Source organism: Flavobacterium haoranii, assembly GCF_009363055.1.
GTDB lineage: Bacteria > Bacteroidota > Bacteroidia > Flavobacteriales > Flavobacteriaceae > Flavobacterium > Flavobacterium haoranii.
This window is the reverse complement of record NZ_CP045292.1, coordinates 2,431,431-2,448,126: the sequence shown is the minus strand read 5'-3', so window position 1 is coordinate 2,448,126 and position 16,696 is coordinate 2,431,431. Positions and strand designations below refer to the sequence as shown.

At 31.2% G+C, this 16,696-nt stretch carries 13 protein-coding genes and 2 pseudogenes; 7 read left to right on the top strand and 8 right to left on the bottom strand.

Annotated elements, in window-relative coordinates; all coding sequences use genetic code 11:
* Positions 1-70 precede the first annotated feature (70 nt).
* From GCU34_RS11650 to GCU34_RS11625, 6 genes are all read left to right on the top strand, one after another.
* The gene (locus GCU34_RS11650) at positions 71-2,275 is read left to right on the top strand and encodes a TonB-dependent receptor (RefSeq protein WP_072781880.1); all 2,205 of its coding nucleotides are present in this window, start codon (positions 71-73) and stop codon (positions 2,273-2,275) included.
* A 58-nt stretch (positions 2,276-2,333) separates the two neighbouring features.
* Entirely contained in the window at positions 2,334-4,454 is a 2,121-nt protein-coding gene (locus GCU34_RS11645; protein WP_072781882.1) for a prolyl oligopeptidase family serine peptidase, read from the top strand.
* Between the two features lie 100 nt (positions 4,455-4,554).
* Positions 4,555-4,932, top strand: coding sequence for a hypothetical protein (locus tag GCU34_RS11640; RefSeq protein WP_227658681.1), 378 nt, complete (start codon positions 4,555-4,557; stop codon positions 4,930-4,932).
* A gap of 106 nt (positions 4,933-5,038) precedes the next feature.
* Positions 5,039-5,893, top strand: a complete 855-nt coding sequence (locus tag GCU34_RS11635; protein ID WP_072781886.1) for a hypothetical protein — start codon at positions 5,039-5,041, stop codon at positions 5,891-5,893.
* A 44-nt stretch (positions 5,894-5,937) separates the two neighbouring features.
* The gene (locus tag GCU34_RS11630; protein ID WP_152378467.1) at positions 5,938-7,029 is read left to right on the top strand and encodes a TonB-copper family protein; all 1,092 of its coding nucleotides are present in this window, start codon (positions 5,938-5,940) and stop codon (positions 7,027-7,029) included.
* Complete coding sequence (locus tag GCU34_RS11625; RefSeq protein WP_193702242.1) at positions 7,020-7,931, top strand: TonB-dependent receptor domain-containing protein; 912 nt, start codon at positions 7,020-7,022, stop codon at positions 7,929-7,931. Before GCU34_RS11630 ends, GCU34_RS11625 begins: the two co-directional genes overlap by 10 nt.
* Positions 7,932-8,001: 70 nt before the next feature.
* Here GCU34_RS11625 and GCU34_RS11620 read toward each other — a convergent pair whose 3' ends face one another.
* The 8 genes and pseudogenes from GCU34_RS11620 to GCU34_RS11585 all read right to left on the bottom strand — a co-directional run bounded on the left by GCU34_RS11620 (position 8,002) and on the right by GCU34_RS11585 (position 14,549).
* On the bottom strand, positions 8,002-8,445 hold the full coding sequence (locus GCU34_RS11620) for a hypothetical protein (RefSeq protein WP_072781890.1): 444 nt from the start codon (positions 8,443-8,445) through the stop codon (positions 8,002-8,004).
* Positions 8,446-8,617: 172 nt separating this feature from the next.
* Positions 8,618-9,418, bottom strand: coding sequence for a TIGR00266 family protein (locus tag GCU34_RS11615; RefSeq protein ID WP_072781891.1), 801 nt, complete (start codon positions 9,416-9,418; stop codon positions 8,618-8,620).
* An 88-nt stretch (positions 9,419-9,506) separates the two neighbouring features.
* The gene (locus GCU34_RS11610; protein WP_072781893.1) at positions 9,507-9,821 is read right to left on the bottom strand and encodes a hypothetical protein; all 315 of its coding nucleotides are present in this window, start codon (positions 9,819-9,821) and stop codon (positions 9,507-9,509) included.
* 106 nt (positions 9,822-9,927) lie between these two features.
* Positions 9,928-10,743: an SDR family NAD(P)-dependent oxidoreductase gene (locus GCU34_RS11605; RefSeq protein ID WP_072781895.1), complete on the bottom strand. Its 816-nt coding sequence runs from the start codon at positions 10,741-10,743 to the stop codon at positions 9,928-9,930.
* Positions 10,743-11,483: a monofunctional biosynthetic peptidoglycan transglycosylase gene (mtgA, locus tag GCU34_RS11600; RefSeq protein WP_072781897.1), complete on the bottom strand. Its 741-nt coding sequence runs from the start codon at positions 11,481-11,483 to the stop codon at positions 10,743-10,745. Before mtgA ends, GCU34_RS11605 begins: the two co-directional genes overlap by 1 nt.
* A gap of 4 nt (positions 11,484-11,487) precedes the next feature.
* A pseudogene (locus GCU34_RS11595) lies at positions 11,488-12,600 on the bottom strand (NAD(P)/FAD-dependent oxidoreductase).
* Positions 12,590-13,285: a DedA family protein gene (locus tag GCU34_RS11590; RefSeq protein ID WP_072781899.1), complete on the bottom strand. Its 696-nt coding sequence runs from the start codon at positions 13,283-13,285 to the stop codon at positions 12,590-12,592. The pseudogene GCU34_RS11595 and the gene GCU34_RS11590 overlap by 11 nt, the downstream one beginning before the upstream one ends.
* A 2-nt stretch (positions 13,286-13,287) precedes the next feature.
* Positions 13,288-14,549: pseudogene (locus GCU34_RS11585) on the bottom strand (dicarboxylate/amino acid:cation symporter).
* A 105-nt stretch (positions 14,550-14,654) separates the two neighbouring features.
* Between GCU34_RS11585 and GCU34_RS11580 the strand changes: the two are divergent.
* Positions 14,655-16,550, top strand: coding sequence for a S9 family peptidase (locus GCU34_RS11580; RefSeq protein ID WP_072781903.1), 1,896 nt, complete (start codon positions 14,655-14,657; stop codon positions 16,548-16,550).
* Positions 16,551-16,696: the final 146 nt, after the last annotated feature.

The window sequence follows — 16,696 nt, the reverse complement described above, 5'->3', positions numbered from 1 at the left end:
TATCTGTTTTTTTTACATCAAACTTTAGACTAAAGTATTGATAATTTTTACATGAATTAAACTTAATAAAATGAACAAATTTCTATATCTCATAGGGTTATTGTTAGTAACCTCAATTATCTATTCGCAAAATATTTTAAAGGGAAACATTACTACAAATAAAAACGAACCCTTACAAAATGTAGCCATTCATTTAGTTGAAAATAATGATCATACCGAAACAGATATAAATGGTAATTATCAATTTAAAAACACACCAAAAGGAAATGTAACTTTGGTTGTCTATTTATATGGTTACGAACAAAAAACTCAAAAAATAAATACTTCAGAAACAACCGAAATCAATTTTACGTTAAACGAAAGTGAGCAACATTTAGATGAAGTAATTGTTTCTACTTCATTCAATAAGATTCAATCACAAAATGTCATGAAAGTTGAACACACTTCGGTAAATGAATTACAAGAAAAAGGAGCGGTTTCTTTAATGGATGGAGTAACTTCAATTCCTGGTGTGAGTCAAATTTCAACAGGAACTTCTATTGGGAAACCTGTAATTCGTGGTTTAAGCTCAAACCGAGTTGTAACTTATGCACAAGGCATTCGTTTAGAAAATCAACAATTTGGAGACGAACACGGATTAGGTTTAAGCGCATCAGGAATAGAAAGCGTAGAAGTAATAAAAGGTCCAGCCTCTTTGCTATATGGTTCCGATGCAATTGGTGGTGTTTTATACTTTAATCCTGAAAAATATGCTTCATTAGAAGATTCAAAAGTTTTATTAATTCAACAATTTTCGAGTAATACTCAAGGAACAAATACTTCATTTGGTTATAAAAACACACCAAGCAATTGGAAATTTTTAATTCGTGCTAATTATAATTCACAAGCTGATTACAAAATTCCTTCAGGCAATAAAATTATTAATACTCGTTCCATTGAAAAAGATCTAAAATACGGAATTGGTTATGCTAATTCACACTTTTCAACTGATGTTCGATATAATTACAACAATTTAAATTTAGGATTGCCAGAAGAAGACATTGAAAACTCAGGTTTTAGAAATCCGTTGTATCCAAAACAAGATATTGATAATCATTTATTGAGTTGGAACCAAAAAGTTTTCTTCAAAAATTCTAAACTAGAAGCCGATTTTGGTTACACATTCAATAACAGAAAGGAATTAGAAGATGCAGAAGAAATTGCTCTTCACATGAAATTAAAAACAGCTAGTTACAATGTAAAATATTTCTTTCCGAAGTGGAAAAATATTGAAACCATAATTGGTGTACAAGGAATGCATCAAACCAATTCAAACTTTGGAGAAGAATTATTAATTCCTGATGCAACAGTTAAAGATTTTGGTTCATTTATTACTTCAAATTATGAATGGAAATCTAATGTAATTCAAGCAGGAATTCGATTCGATAACAGAAATTTAAATACTTCTACTCATGGAATTTTTGGAAACGAAGGTTATTTTGAAGCAATTGACAAACAATTTAACAGTTTTAATTTTGCATTAGGTTATAAAACTAATATCACAGAGAAAATTATCTCTCGAATTAACTTAGCTTCAGGTTTTAGAGCGCCAAATTTAGCCGAATTAACTTCAAATGGTGTACATGAAGGAAGTAATCGATATGAAATTGGTAATCAAAACTTAAAAAACGAACAAAACTTTCAAATCGATGTTAATTTAGAATACGATAACGAACATTTTGACTTTTTCATCAACGGTTTTTACAATCACATCAAAAATTATATTTACATCAGTCCAACTGGAAACATGATTGATGACAACTTTGTTTTTGAGTATGTACAAAACAATGCTGCCTTATATGGTGGCGAAACTGGAATTCATATTCATCCGCATCCTCTAGATTGGTTACATTATACAAGTAGTTTCGAAATGGTAATTGGCAAACAAGAAAACAATAACTATTTACCATTAATTCCAGCAAATCAATGGAAAAACAATTTAAAAGCAGAATTCAAATTGGGCAATTGGCTTAAAAAAGGGTTTATTTCTTCTCAAATAAATTATAATTTCCAACAAAATAATGTAAGTAATTTTGAAACCAAAACTCCCGATTATACTCTAGTAAATTTAGGTTTTGGAGGAAAATTTAACTGGAATAAAAACCTGATAAGTTTTAGCTTAAACGGGCAAAACCTTTTTAACAAAACGTATATTTCGCATTTATCTAGGTTAAAAGCCGATGGCATTCCAAATATGGGGCGAAATATTGTTTTGGGTTTCAATTTTGAGTTTTAATTAACAAGTTACTCAAAATCAAATTCCTATTTTTGTTTACAATCAAAAACAACAACAGATGAAAAAATCTATTTCACTAATCTTAGCTGTTACAACAATTGTAGCTTGTAAAAAAGATGAAATTAAAGAAATTGACATGAGTGTACAATATCCTATCACTAAAAAAGTAGACACAGTAGATACTTATTTTGGCGAACAAATTCAAGATCCTTATCGTTGGTTAGAAGACGACAGAAGTGCAGAAACAGAAGCTTGGGTAAAAGCCGAAAACGAAGTTACTTTTGGTTATTTAAATAAAATTCCATTCCGTAGCAAAATTAAAGAAAGAATGGAAAAACTTTGGAACTACGAAAAAATTTCCGCTCCATTTGTAGAAGGAAAATTTACTTATTTCTACAAAAATGATGGTTTACAAAATCAATCTGTTTTATACCGAAAAGACGAAAGTGGCAAGGAAGAAATTTTCTTAGATCCAAATACATTTTCTAAAGATGGAACCACTTCACTTGGCGGCTTGAGCTTTACAAAAGACGGCTCTTTAGCTGCTTATGCTATTTCTGAAGGTGGTAGTGACTGGAGAAAAGTAATTGTTTTAAACACTGAAACCAAAGAAATTATCGGCGATACTATTCTTGATGTGAAATTCAGCGGTATGTCGTGGTATAAAAATGATGGTTTTTACTATTCAAGTTATGACAAACCAACAGGGAGTGAGTTGTCTGCTAAAACGGACCAACATAAATTGTACTATCACAAACTTGGAACTAAACAGACCGAGGACAAAGTTATTTTTGGCTTAAATGAAAAAAGAAGATACGTTGGTGGTTATGTAACTGAAGATGAAAATTATTTAGTAATTTCTGCTGCAAATGCCACAAACGGAAATGAATTGTACATTAAAGATTTAGTTAAAAATGGTCCAATTGTAAACATTGTAAATAATTTTGAAAGCAATAGTGATGTCATTGATAATATTGGCACTAAATTTTACGTTTCAACAGACTTTAAAGCACCTAATAAACGAATTGTAACTTTCGATTTAGCAAAACCTCATCAAGAAAATTGGGTTGATTTCATTGCTGAAACTGAAAATGTTTTATCGCCTTCAACTGGTGGAGGTTATATTTTTACCGAATATATGAAAGATGCTGTTTCGCAAATTAAACAATATGATTACGAAGGTAAATTAATTCGTGAAATTGAATTACCAGGTATAGGAACTGCAGGTGGTTTTGGAGGTAAGAAAGAAGAAACTACTTTGTATTATTCATTTACAAATTATGTAACTCCTGGTACAATCTACGAATTTGATCCAAAATCTGGAGCATCAAAAGTGTACAACAAACCAAAAGTAGATTTCAAATCGGAAGATTACGAATCAAAACAAGTGTTCTACACTTCAAAAGACGGTACAAAAGTTCCCATGATTATTACTTATAAAAAAGGAACAGAATTGAATGGTAAAAACCCAACTATTTTATATGGTTATGGAGGGTTCAATATCAGCTTAACTCCAAGTTTTAGTATTGCTAATGCAGTTTGGATGGAAAACGGTGGTGTTTATGCTGTTGCCAACTTACGTGGAGGTGGTGAATATGGTAAAAAATGGCACGATGCAGGAACGCAAATGCAAAAGCAAAATGTATTTGATGATTTCATTGCCGCTGCAGAATATTTAATAAAAGAGAAATATACTTCATCTGATTATTTAGCGATTAAAGGTGGTTCAAACGGAGGTTTATTAGTTGGTGCAACCATGACACAACGCCCCGATTTAATGAAAGTAGCCATTCCACAAGTTGGAGTTTTAGACATGTTACGTTACCATACGTTTACAGCTGGTGCTGGTTGGGCTTACGATTACGGAACAAGTGAACAAAGCAAAGAAATGTTCGATTATTTAAAAGCATATTCTCCCGTTCATAACGTAAAAGCTGGTGTACAATATCCGGCAACTTTAGTAACAACTGGTGATCATGATGACAGAGTGGTTCCTGCTCACAGTTTTAAATTTGCTGCCGAATTACAAGCAAAACAAACAGGACCAAATCCAGTATTAATTAGAATTGATACCAATGCAGGTCATGGTGCTGGTAAATCTACTGAAGCAATTATTAACGAACAAGTAGATATTCAAGCATTTGCATTGTATAACATGGGAATAAGAGAAATAAAATAAATTTATATTCTTCGAAAAACCGCCCAAAAGGGTGGTTTTTTTTTATTAGAAACATAACAAATGTTACATATAATAACATTTTGATTATTACTTTTGCAATGTGAAAAAAATCATATTCATAATTATCGGAATCTTATTCCTAACGAAACCTATTATTCCAGTTTTGGATTACATGGTGAATTATGAATATATTGCGACGCAACTTTGTGAAAACAAAGCAAAACCTGAGTTAAAATGTAACGGAAAATGTCATTTAGCAAAAGAACTTGCCAAAGCTTCTGAAAATGAAAAACCCATTTCTCAAGACAAAAAAACTCAAAATTCAGAAATCGAAATCTTATTTTATAATCAAATTGTTGACTTTAATTTTAGTCGCACATTTTGTTTCTCTCAAAATAAAATAAACACAAACTATTTGAATTTATATAGAGGGGTTTGTACAAATTCTACTTTTCATCCACCAACTTTATTCGTTTAATATTTTTCTGATTTTTATTTTAAAAATCAACATTATTATGTCTTTAGATTTAGTCTTTAGGCACATTCTCTTGTATATATATTTCAAAAATTAACGAATAAAAAAAATGAAATTTCAATTCAAAAATATTGCGATTGCTATCGCAGCCACTTTAGCATTAACTTCTTGTTCAAATGACGATGATAATAGTTCAAATACAAATGAACTAACCGGTTTAACTAAGTTCCAAGAAATCAGTAATGAAACACATACAATAGAACTTTACAGCACAAAAGTTGGAGGATTAGAACAAGGTTATAATGACATTACAGTGCGCTTAAAGAATAACGCTTCTAACCAGTACATAACTAATGCTTCTATATCTTGGACGCCAAAAATGCACATGATGAGTATGACACATTCTTGTCCAAATTCATCTATAATTAAAAACTCAAATACCGAAACTACTTATTCGGGCTATATTGTTTTTCAAATGCCGGAAAACGATACTGAATATTGGGATTTAACCTTTAATTATATAATAGATGGCATCTCTTATTTGGCAACTGATGTAATAAGTGTTCCTGCTAGCGAAAAAAGAACTATAAATACTTTTACTGGTACTGATGGCATTAAATACATAGTAGCATTTGTTAATCCTACAGAACCAAAAGTTGCTGTAAATGATTTTGTAGCTGGTATTTGGAAGATGGAAAATATGATGTCTTTCCCTGTAGTTGACAATTATACATTAAAAATTGATCCTAGAATGCCTAGCATGGGGAATCATTCATCTCCTAATAATCTAGATGCAATACAAACTACATCAGGCGGATTGTACAACGGAAAATTATCGTTAACCATGACCGGTTATTGGAAAATTAATCTTCAATTACTAAATCAAGATAATGAAGTATTAAAAGGCGAAGAAATTTCAGAAACACTAGAAAGTAGTAGTATTTATTTCGAAATCGAATTTTAATCTTATTTCCCAATAGTTTAACTATTGGGAAAACATTTTTAATCATGAAAAAATATATATTTTTCATTATTTTTTGTTGCTTTTCAATTTCACTTCTTGGTCAACAAATTGAAACCGATTCGATTACTTTAAAAGAATTAAATGAAGTAATTGTTATAGGTACTAAAACTGAAATCAATGAAACCCAACCTAAAATATTAGCTTCTATAGATCAATTTTTAGATGAATCACCAAAAATTGACTTGGTAAAACGTGGTGCATACGCTTGGGAACCTTTAATAAATGGTATGTCAACAGAAAGAACAATCATCACAATAGATGGTATGAGAATTTTTGGAGCTTGTACCGATAAAATGGACCCAATTACTTCGTATGTTGAAGTTTCTAATTTAGCAGAAGCTAAACTAAATTCTGGACAACAAGGTTCAAGCGATGGAAATACTATTGGCGGAAGTTTAGATTTAAAAAGAAAACAAAACAATTTCAATTCGAGAGGATTTAAATATGCGCTACATTCTGGTTTTGAAACAAATAATTCACAAAAAATAATTGGAACTGAATTAAATTATAGTCGATCAAAATTTTATATCGACACTAACTTTATGCTTCGAAATGCCGATAATTACAAAGCTGGAGATAATCAAGAAGTTTTGTTTTCTCAATTTAAAAAATTGAATACTTCTTTTACAACTGGTTATTTGATTACTAAAAATCAATTTATTGAAGGCTCTCTTATTTATGACAAAGCAACTAATGTTGGTTATCCAGCATTGCCAATGGATGTTTCTTTGGCTGAAGCAGTTATAACTTCTTTGAAGTATCATTTCCAATTTGAAAATTCAGTATTCAACCAATGGGAAACTAAAGTATATTTCAATTCTATAACTCATATTATGGATGATACTAAAAGACCTTTTGTTCCTATTCATATGGACATGCCTGGCTGGAGTGATACTTACGGATTTTATTCGAAAATTGATGGACAATTTAAAAAACATCATTTTAAAATTAATCTCAATTCTTTCTACAATAAATCTGTTGCTGAAATGACCATGTACCCATCAAATCCAAACGAAAATTTGATGTTTATGTACACTTGGCCCGATGTCAGAACTTTTTTAATGGGTTGTCGTTAGAAGATAATATTTCGATAAACAAACATTCTAATTTAATTTTAAATACAAGCTTAGGAAATCATCATAACAATATAGCAAGCGATTTTGGATTGGCGAGTTTACAAATTTTTTATCCCAATTTAAAAGCTGAAAAAAATCGATTCTTAAAAAGTTTTGCTTCTACCTATCACAATCATAAAAATTTAATTCATTGGAATTTTCATTTAGGATATGGGGAAAGAGCTCCTTCTGTTTCTGAAGGATACGGTTTTTACTTATTTAATAGTTTTGATGGATTTGATTATATTGGAAATCCTAATTTAAAAAACGAAAAATCTTTTGAAACTGGAATTGGCTTAGAAACCATAAAAGATAAATGGAAAGCTAAATTTTCATCTAATTACTTTTACATTAAAAACTATATTATTGGGCAACCTCTCGAAAATGTTGCACCTATGACTATAGGAGCAAACGGTGTAAAAAGTTATTCAGCGTTTGATTATGCTACCATTTTTACTAATGAATTTACATTTTCTTATAAAATTCAGGCAAATTGGCAAATTGAAAATAAACTTAAATATAGTTTAGGCAAAGACAATAACAAAAACGAATTACCTTTTATGAGTCCGTTTAGTTACAAAAGTTATTTACAGTTTGCAAAAAATAAATTAAAAACAAGTATCTCGATAAACGGAAATGCTGCACAAACAGAATACAATTCTTTTTATGGAGAAGATAAAACACCCGATTATGTAATTTTTAATTGGGCTGGTAGTTACAAATTTTCTATTTCTAACCAAACATTGTTACTGAACTTGGGCGTTGAAAATATTTTTGATCACTACTATTCTACATTTTCAGATTGGAACAACATTCCTAGAATGGGAAGAAATTTTTATCTAAATATTGTTTTTAGAAATTAAAAAAATCCGCTCAATTGAGCGGATTTTTATTGTTACATTTTTGTAAATAAAATTATTCAGTCATTAGAATTTAATAATTATGGCTTACATCGACATCTTTTTTGTAAAGCTGCATTAGCGCTAATGTACCTATAACACATGAAGCCACTCCTTCAAAGAATAGTACTCCACAATATTGAATAATGCTTACTTTACCCACAAAAAAGAAAGTATCAGATAAAGTATTTAGATATGTTTCACCTCCTTTTAAATAAATAAAAACGATAAGACCTACAATTCCTAAAAATACACCTAAAACTCCAGTAATAAAGCCAGAAAAAAAGTTTTCAAAATAATCCATCTTACCATTTAGATAACTTTCTTTTATAGTCTTACGAATACCATACAAAACGATAAACGCATTTAAAGCTCTTAAGTAATTTTTACTCGCTAAACCTAAAAAATCCATAGCTAGAAAAAACAAAGCAATTCCTATAAAAATTAGAACTGCATTTTTTAAAACAATATTTTTCATAACTTCTAAAATTTAGATTATAAAGTTACAAAATATAAACATAAAACACTGATTATCAATAATTAAAATTGAGTTAAATTAACAAACAAAACCATTATTTAGATAACAAATATGCTCTATGTAAAAAAGCCAACTCTTATAGTTGGCTTTTTTTATGTTATCTTAATTATTATTAAAAACTATTATCACCTTCTAGCATTCTTCCTAAGCCACCTAATAAACTTCCTTCTCCTTTGTCTTTTCCTCCCATTTGTGGTGCAGCTTGAATGACTCTATCTGCTAATCGACTAAAAGGTAACGATTGAATGTAAGCAACACCAGGCCCACGAAGTGTTGCAAAGAAAACACCTTCTCCACCAAAAATCGTGTTTTTAATTCCGCCTACAAATTCAATATCATAATCTACATCTTTTGTAAAACCAACAATACAACCCGTATCTACTTTTAAAACTTCACCAGGTTGTAATTCTTTACGTGCTAGTGTACCTCCTGCATGCACAAATGCCATTCCATCACCTTCTAATTTTTGCATGATGAAACCTTCACCACCAAATAATCCGCGACCTAATTTTCTTGAAAAATCGATTCCAACAGAAACACCTTTTGCAGCACAAAGAAAAGCATCTTTTTGGCATACAAACTTTCCACCATATTTCATTAAATCTATGGCAACAATTTTACCTGGATAGGGTGAAGCAAAAGAGACTTTACGTTTGCCCATATCTATATTTTGGTAAGCTGTCATAAAGAGACTTTCTCCAGTTAAAACTCGTTTTCCTGCTGATAATAACTTGCCAAAAATCCCACCTTCTTGTTGACTTCCATCTCCAAAAATAGTTTCCATTTTGATTCCATTTTCCATCATCATAAAACTTCCCGCTTCGGCTACTACAACTTCTTGTGGATCGAGTTCTATTTCTACATATTGCATTTCTTCACCATAAATATGGTAATCTATTTCGTGTGCTTGCATAATTTTAGTTTTTTGACTAATTAGTCGGAAAATACAATAAAAAGTTACTTTTAAAAATCAAAAAATCCCGAACAAGTCGGGATTTCAATTATTTAACAAACTTTGAAAGCTTTAGTGTTTCGCCACACATATCATTGGCTATTTTAAAAATAACGTCGCCTTTTTTGCCATCATTTGCCCATCGAACTTCTTTACCTACATTACAACCTATACTTGTTTTGGAACCTTTATTTAAACTCACAATACCTGTTCCTGTGTGGATGGTTACTTTCTCTTTAGTGTCATTAATAAGTGTAAAACTACTTTCAAATTTTACTTCTTTTAAAACAGATTCGGTTTCAGTAATATTAACAACATTTAAACCAATGATTGCAAAATAGATTGAGATTAATAGCGTTTTCATGTTCTTTAAAATTTAAAACGAATATACTTTTTTCTGTAAATGAAAAATGTTTCAATTTGTAAAACAGCATTTTAAGTTTACGAAATGATAGTTTTAGCAGGTAGAACTATTTTAAAGTTACTTTACTTATCAAAGCATCAAATAATTTATAACCTAAAATGCGACGTAACCATTTCATGGCGTTTGCATCGAAACCTATAGTATAACGTGTAAAAGATTTTTTAGGATTTGAAGCGATTAAAAATAATTTTTCAACTATTTGTTGTGGTAATTCTTGATTTTTACCCGATTTTTTGGCCAATACTTCCGAAATTTTAAGCATTAATTTATTGTAAGATTCTATTGGAGTTGCACAACATTTTGTTACATTCTTTTGAAAATCAGTTGGTGCGTTACCAAATTGAACTGTTGAAACACTAATATTAAATGGCTTTAGTTCGTAGGCCATACATTCTGAAAAACTTTCTACTCCTTGTTTTGTTGAATGATAAAAATTTCCAAGAGGTAAATTTACTAATCCCGCTACTGAAGTAATATTGATAAATTGTCCAAAATTTTGCTCTCTAAATTTTGGAATAAAAGCACGACAAACTTTTACAACACCTAACCAATTTACATTAACAATTGCATCGATTTTAGAATCTTCAGATAATTCCACAAAACTTCTGTAACCAATTCCAGCGTTATTAATTACTACATCAATTTTGGAATGTTTTTGCAAAATTTCCTGTTTGGCTCTCTCAATACTTTCTGTCCTAGTTACATTCATTTCGTAACAAAACACATTTGGAACTTTATCTAAATCGTTTAATTCATTGAAGCTAATTACTGTTGCAATTACGTGCCAACCATTTTTTGCAAAATATTCGGCTGTTTTTCTTCCTATTCCACCAGAAGCTCCTGTAATTAAGACCGTTTGCATTAATATTCCAATTTTACGTAGCCAATATATTTAGCTATTGTAGCTTTTCTACGATTAATATAGGGTCCAGAATTAACTGGTTTATATTTTCTTGGATTTGGAAGAATTACTGCAATTCCTGCAGCTTCATATTTAGATAAACTTTTAGCTTCTTTATGGTACCAATGTTTAGATGCTGCTTGTGCTCCATAAACTCCATCTCCCATTTCAATACTGTTAAGATAAACTTCCATAATGCGTTCTTTACTCCACAATAGTTCAATTAAAACTGTAAAATAAGCCTCAAACCCTTTACGAATATAGCTTCTTCCAGGCCACAGAAAAACATTTTTTGCAGTTTGCTGTGAAATAGTACTTCCTCCTCTAATTTTCTTTCCATTTTGATTTTTTTGAAAAGCTTTTTGCATAGAATCAAAATCAAAACCATTGTGTTCTAAAAACTTGCCATCTTCACTTGCAATTACCGCTTTTTGAAGATTTGGTGAAATATATTCGATATCTACCCAATCATGCGAGCATGTCATTTCTTTTCCAGCCTCTTTGTGCTCTAATGCTCTAATTGCCATTAATGGTGTAAAGGGAACAGGAACAAATTTGTAGAGTAACACAAAAAATACACTTATAATGTTAAACCATAGAAAAGTTTTCCAAATAAATCGGAATATTTTTTGACCAGTTGTTCTTTTTACAGTTTTTTTTGTAGGCGTAGTTTTCTTTTTTGAAGTAGTTTTTTTTGCCATATAATTATAATAAATCAGCTAATTCTTGTCCTATTAAACTTCCGATTGCGACTCCCATTCCTCCCATTCTAACACCACAATATACATTTTCAGAAAGTTGTTATACAATAGGTTTTTTATGATTTCCCACTCCCATAATTCCACTCCATCTGTGATCAATTTCAAAATCATAATTGGACAAAATTACATTTTTAAGCAATTGTTCTAACGAATCCTGAATAATTTTTGTTTGGCCTAAATCGGTTGTATTTTCACCATCAAAATCGAGATTTCTTCCTCCTCCAAAAAGAATTCTATTTCCAATATTTCTAAAATAATAATAGCCTTTATCTAAATGAAATGTTCCTTTTATATCAAGGTTTTCAATGGGTTTTGTAATTAAAACTTGAGCTCTTGCAGGTTGCACTTTACCTTCGGTTAGTTGGGTAGCAAATCCGTTAGTAGCAAAAAGTAATTTATTGGTAGTAAATGAAAACTCATTGGTAACAACCTCAACTTTTCCATTCAAATCGTTATACGAAGAAACATTTTGCTGATTCAAGATTAAAATATCTTTCTTAGTTGCTTCTTTTAACAAAGCTTGCATCATATTTCCAGTATCGATTTGACCTTCAAAAGGATTGAAAATTAAATAATCGAAAATATTTTGGAAGCTGAATCGGTCAACTTGTTTTTCAAAAACATCAGCTTTAAAAATTGGTTTTAAAACTTCATTTATAAATGGAATTTTTTGAATGCAATTCTCGAAAAAAGCTTCATCATCTTTTAAAAAAAGTTCGTATCCACCAAATGGTTTGAAATTAAGAACCTCATCACCTAATCGTTTACGAAGTAATTGTAATCCTTTCCATCGTTTCTCGACAAGCGCAACAACCTCATCTAAAGAATGTGATTTTAAATCGTCTAAAATTTCAGAAATACTTCCAAAACACGCAAAACCAGCATTTTTTGTACTTGCTCCTTGTGGCAAAATTCCTTTTTCTAAAACTAAAATCTTTGCTTTTGGAAATCGTTCACGAAGTGCTAATGCGCAATGTAAACCTACAATTCCGCTACCAACAATAGTATAATCTACATTCGTAAACCAATTTTTTAATTCCCAATAACTAAGCTGCATCTTCAGATTGTGGTTTTTTTCTTGATTTTATAGCTTTCATAACTAATGGAAAAGTAGTAACCGCAATTAAAATCAAGATTATTTTTTCAATATGTTTTTTTAGATCCAAATCAAATTCATCAAGGAAAAATCCGTACAAATAATGACCTGCAAAAACTAAAGTAAAAGACCACATGATTGAACTTAGCACATTGTAAAACATGAAACGTGTTTTTTCCATATGAACTATTCCAGCAATTATGGGTACAAAAGTTCTAACAATTGGTAAAAAACGGGCAAAAATTATGGCTTTTCCTCCATGTCGTTCAAAGAAAACTTGAGATTCTTGTAAATATTTTTTTTTGAAGAAAAAACTATCTTCTTTTTGATATAAAAACTGTCCACTACGTGCACCAAACCAGTAACCAAAAATATTTCCTAATGTTGCAGCTGCGGCTATTAATAGCGATAACACTGTTACATTTGAAAAATCACTTGGAATATAAAAAAACGTTTCTACTAATTCTCTAGAATAAATTCCTGAAAGAAAAAGTAAACTATCACCAGGAAGAAAGAAACCCGCAAACAATCCAGTTTCAGCAAAAACTATAAATAGGACCATATAAATCCCAACAGGAACGCCACCAAATTCCATAGTAATATAGAATTCAGGATTAAATAATTTGGTCCAATGAAAGTCTTCCATCTTTATGCTAATTTATCTACAGATTTTGCTACTACCATAGAAACAGCAGCATCTCCGGTTACATTTACAGTTGTTCTACACATATCTAAAGGTCTATCGATAGCAAAAATTAATGCTAATCCCGCTTCTGGTATTCCTGCTTGTGCCAATACAATTACTAACATTACCATTCCGGCACCAGGAACTGCAGCACTACCAATTGAAGCTAGCGTTGCCGTAGCAATAATTCCAAGTTGCGCACCCAAAGTTAAATCCATACCAAAAGCTTGTGCAATGAAAACTGCTGCTACAGCTTGGTACAAACTTGTTCCATCCATATTTATAGTTGCTCCAATAGGCAATACAAAACTCGCTACTTCATCATCAACACCTAAATTATCTACTACTCGTTCCATTGTTACTGGCAAAGTAGCCGCACTTGAACTAGTCGAAAAAGCTAATAATTGAGCTGGAGAAATTCCATTAAAAAAGAACTTTGGATTTTTCTTAGCTAAAACTTTAACAAGTAATGAATAAACTACTAACATTATAGCTAATCCTAGAACTACTGTTAATCCATACATTCCTAAAGCTTTGAATAAATCTAAACTTGGCGATTCAGCAATTAATGATGCTAATAATGCAAAAACACCGTAAGGCGCACCGAGCATAATAATATCAATCATTTTGAGAATTGCTTCATTAAAACCATCAAAAAAGCTTTAACAGGTTGCGATTGGTCTTGCGGGATTAGGATTAAAGCTATACCAAAGAACACCGCAAAAAATATAACTTGCAACATATTACCGTTATCAGAAGCAGCTTTCACAATGTTGCTAGGAACTATATCTTCTAACGCTTGCAAAGGGCCAACATTCTTTTGGTTTTCTGCAGCTTGAATTTTTGAATTGGCATCATTTGAATAATTCCCAACTAACTCTATTCTTGTTTCTTCCGATATAAAACTACCCGGTTTAATAACATTAACAACAATTAAACCAATTGAAACAGCTAAAATGGTAGTTAAAATATAAAGTCCTATTGTTCTTCCACCCATTTGCGAAAGTTTAGAAATATCTTTTAAATCGGAAACTCCTTTTATCAAAGAAGCTAAAATTAAAGGAACTGCAATTAATTTTAATAAGTTTATAAAAATATTGCCAAAAGGTTTAACCCAATCAACAATAAAACCTTTTCCCCAATCAAATTGAATTAATAAAACGGCAAATAAAACCCCAAGAATCATTCCCAAAAGTATTTGCCAATGTAATGCTAATTTCCTCATTAAAGTTTATAGTTTTGTTAAAGTCGTGAAATTAGCTATATTTTTTAAAAAAACAGTAATTTTAGCAGACTTTTAAGCATTATGTTATAAGGAAAATAAAGCAAAATGAAAAAAATTATTTTAACCCTAATTGGTATGATTTCAATTTCAGCAATGGCTCAAGAAGTAATGACTCCTGAACTTTTATGGCAAATAAGAAGAGTTTCTTCACTTGGAATCTCAAAAGATCAAAAATTTATTATTTATAAAGTTTCTACGCCATCAGTTGCCGAAAACAAATCGCATTCTAAATACTATCAAATTCCAATTGAAGGCGGCAAAGCAATTGAAATTGAAAAAGATAAAGCAAACGCTCAAATTCAAGATAAAAACAGCAAAAACAACTTCACTTTATCTAACAAAGAAGTAAAAACAGAAAAAGTTTTAGGAAAAGATTTCTATCCTGAACTAGATAAAAGCCAAGCTCAAGTATACAATAGTTTAGATTATCGTCATTGGGATACTTGGAACGAAGGTGCTCATAATCATGTTTTCATAACAGACGATAAAGGAAACGAAATTGATATTTTAGCAAACGAACCATTCGATTGCCCACAAAAACCCTTTGGTGGCGATGAAGATTACATTTGGTCTCCCGATGGCTCAAAAGTAATTTACGTTTCTAAAAAGAAATTCGGAACCGAGTATGCTATTAGCACAAATACGAATTTATACGAATATGATGTAACTTCAAAAACTACTAAAAACCTGACCGAAGACAATCTTGGTTACGATGTTGCTCCTCAATTTTCTCCAAATGGCGACTTATCTTGGTTACAAATGAAACGCGACGGATTTGAAGCCGACAAAAACGACATCATTGTTCGTTTTAAAGGAATGAACATTAACTTAACAGCTGCTTGGGATGGAACTGTTGATAGTTTCACTTGGAGTAAAAACGGGAAAAAAGTGTACTTCTTAGCTCCAGTAGATGGCACAAAACAATTATTTGAAGTTAATTTTCCAGGTTTAACCAAAATTGCTGTTCGCGTAAATCAATTAACAGAAGGCCAATTTGACGTGAACCAAATTATTGGCTTTAACGAGAATAAAGTAATTCTTACACGTAGCGATATGAATCATGCAAACGAAATTTTTAGCTATGATTTAAAGAAAAAATCTTGGTTACAAATTACACATCTTAACGATGAAACTTATGCTAAATTAAGTTTACCAACTGTAGAAAAAAGAATGGTTAAAACTACTGATGGCAAAGATATGTTAGTTTGGGTTATTTTACCACCTAACTTCGATAAAACTAAAAAATATCCAACATTATTATATTGTCAAGGCGGACCACAAGGCGCACTTTCACAATTTTATTCGTTCCGTTGGAATTTCCAAGTCATGGCATCACAAGGTTATGTTGTAGTAGCGCCAAACAGAAGAGGAATGCCGGGTCATGGTGTAAAATGGAACGAAGACATTAGTAAAGATTGGGGCGGACAAGCAATGGACGATTATTTAAGCGCTATTGATGATGTTGCTAAAGAATCTTATGTAGACAAAACAAGATTAGGAGCTGTTGGTGCTAGTTACGGCGGTTACTCTGTATTCTATTTAGCAGGAATTCACAACAATCGCTTTAAATCGTTTATAGCACACGATGGTATTTTCAATTTACAAAGCATGTATGGTACCACCGAAGAAGTTTTCTTTACCAATTGGGATATGGGCGGTGCTTACTGGGAAACTGAAAACAAAGCCGCTCAAAAAACCTATAAAGAATTCAACCCAATTAACTTAGTAAACAATTGGAACACACCTATTCTTATTGTTCAAGGTGGAAAAGATTATCGTGTACCAATAGGGCAAGCACTAGAAGCGTTTCAAGCAGCACAATTAAAAGGAATTAAAAGCCGATTATTATATTTCCCTGAAGAAAACCATTGGGTGTTACAACCACAAAACGGTATCGTTTGGCAACGCGAATTTTTTAAATGGTTAAAAGAAACACTTTAGTTCCCCTCTTGAAATCGAAGATTCAACGATACATATAAAAATAAAATTTAGAGTTATAGGGGTTAGGGGTGTGTTTATTAAAAGCACAAAAAACAATAATTAAACAAGAATAGTCCCGCTTTCGGTAGTCGCTTTAAACGTCAGTT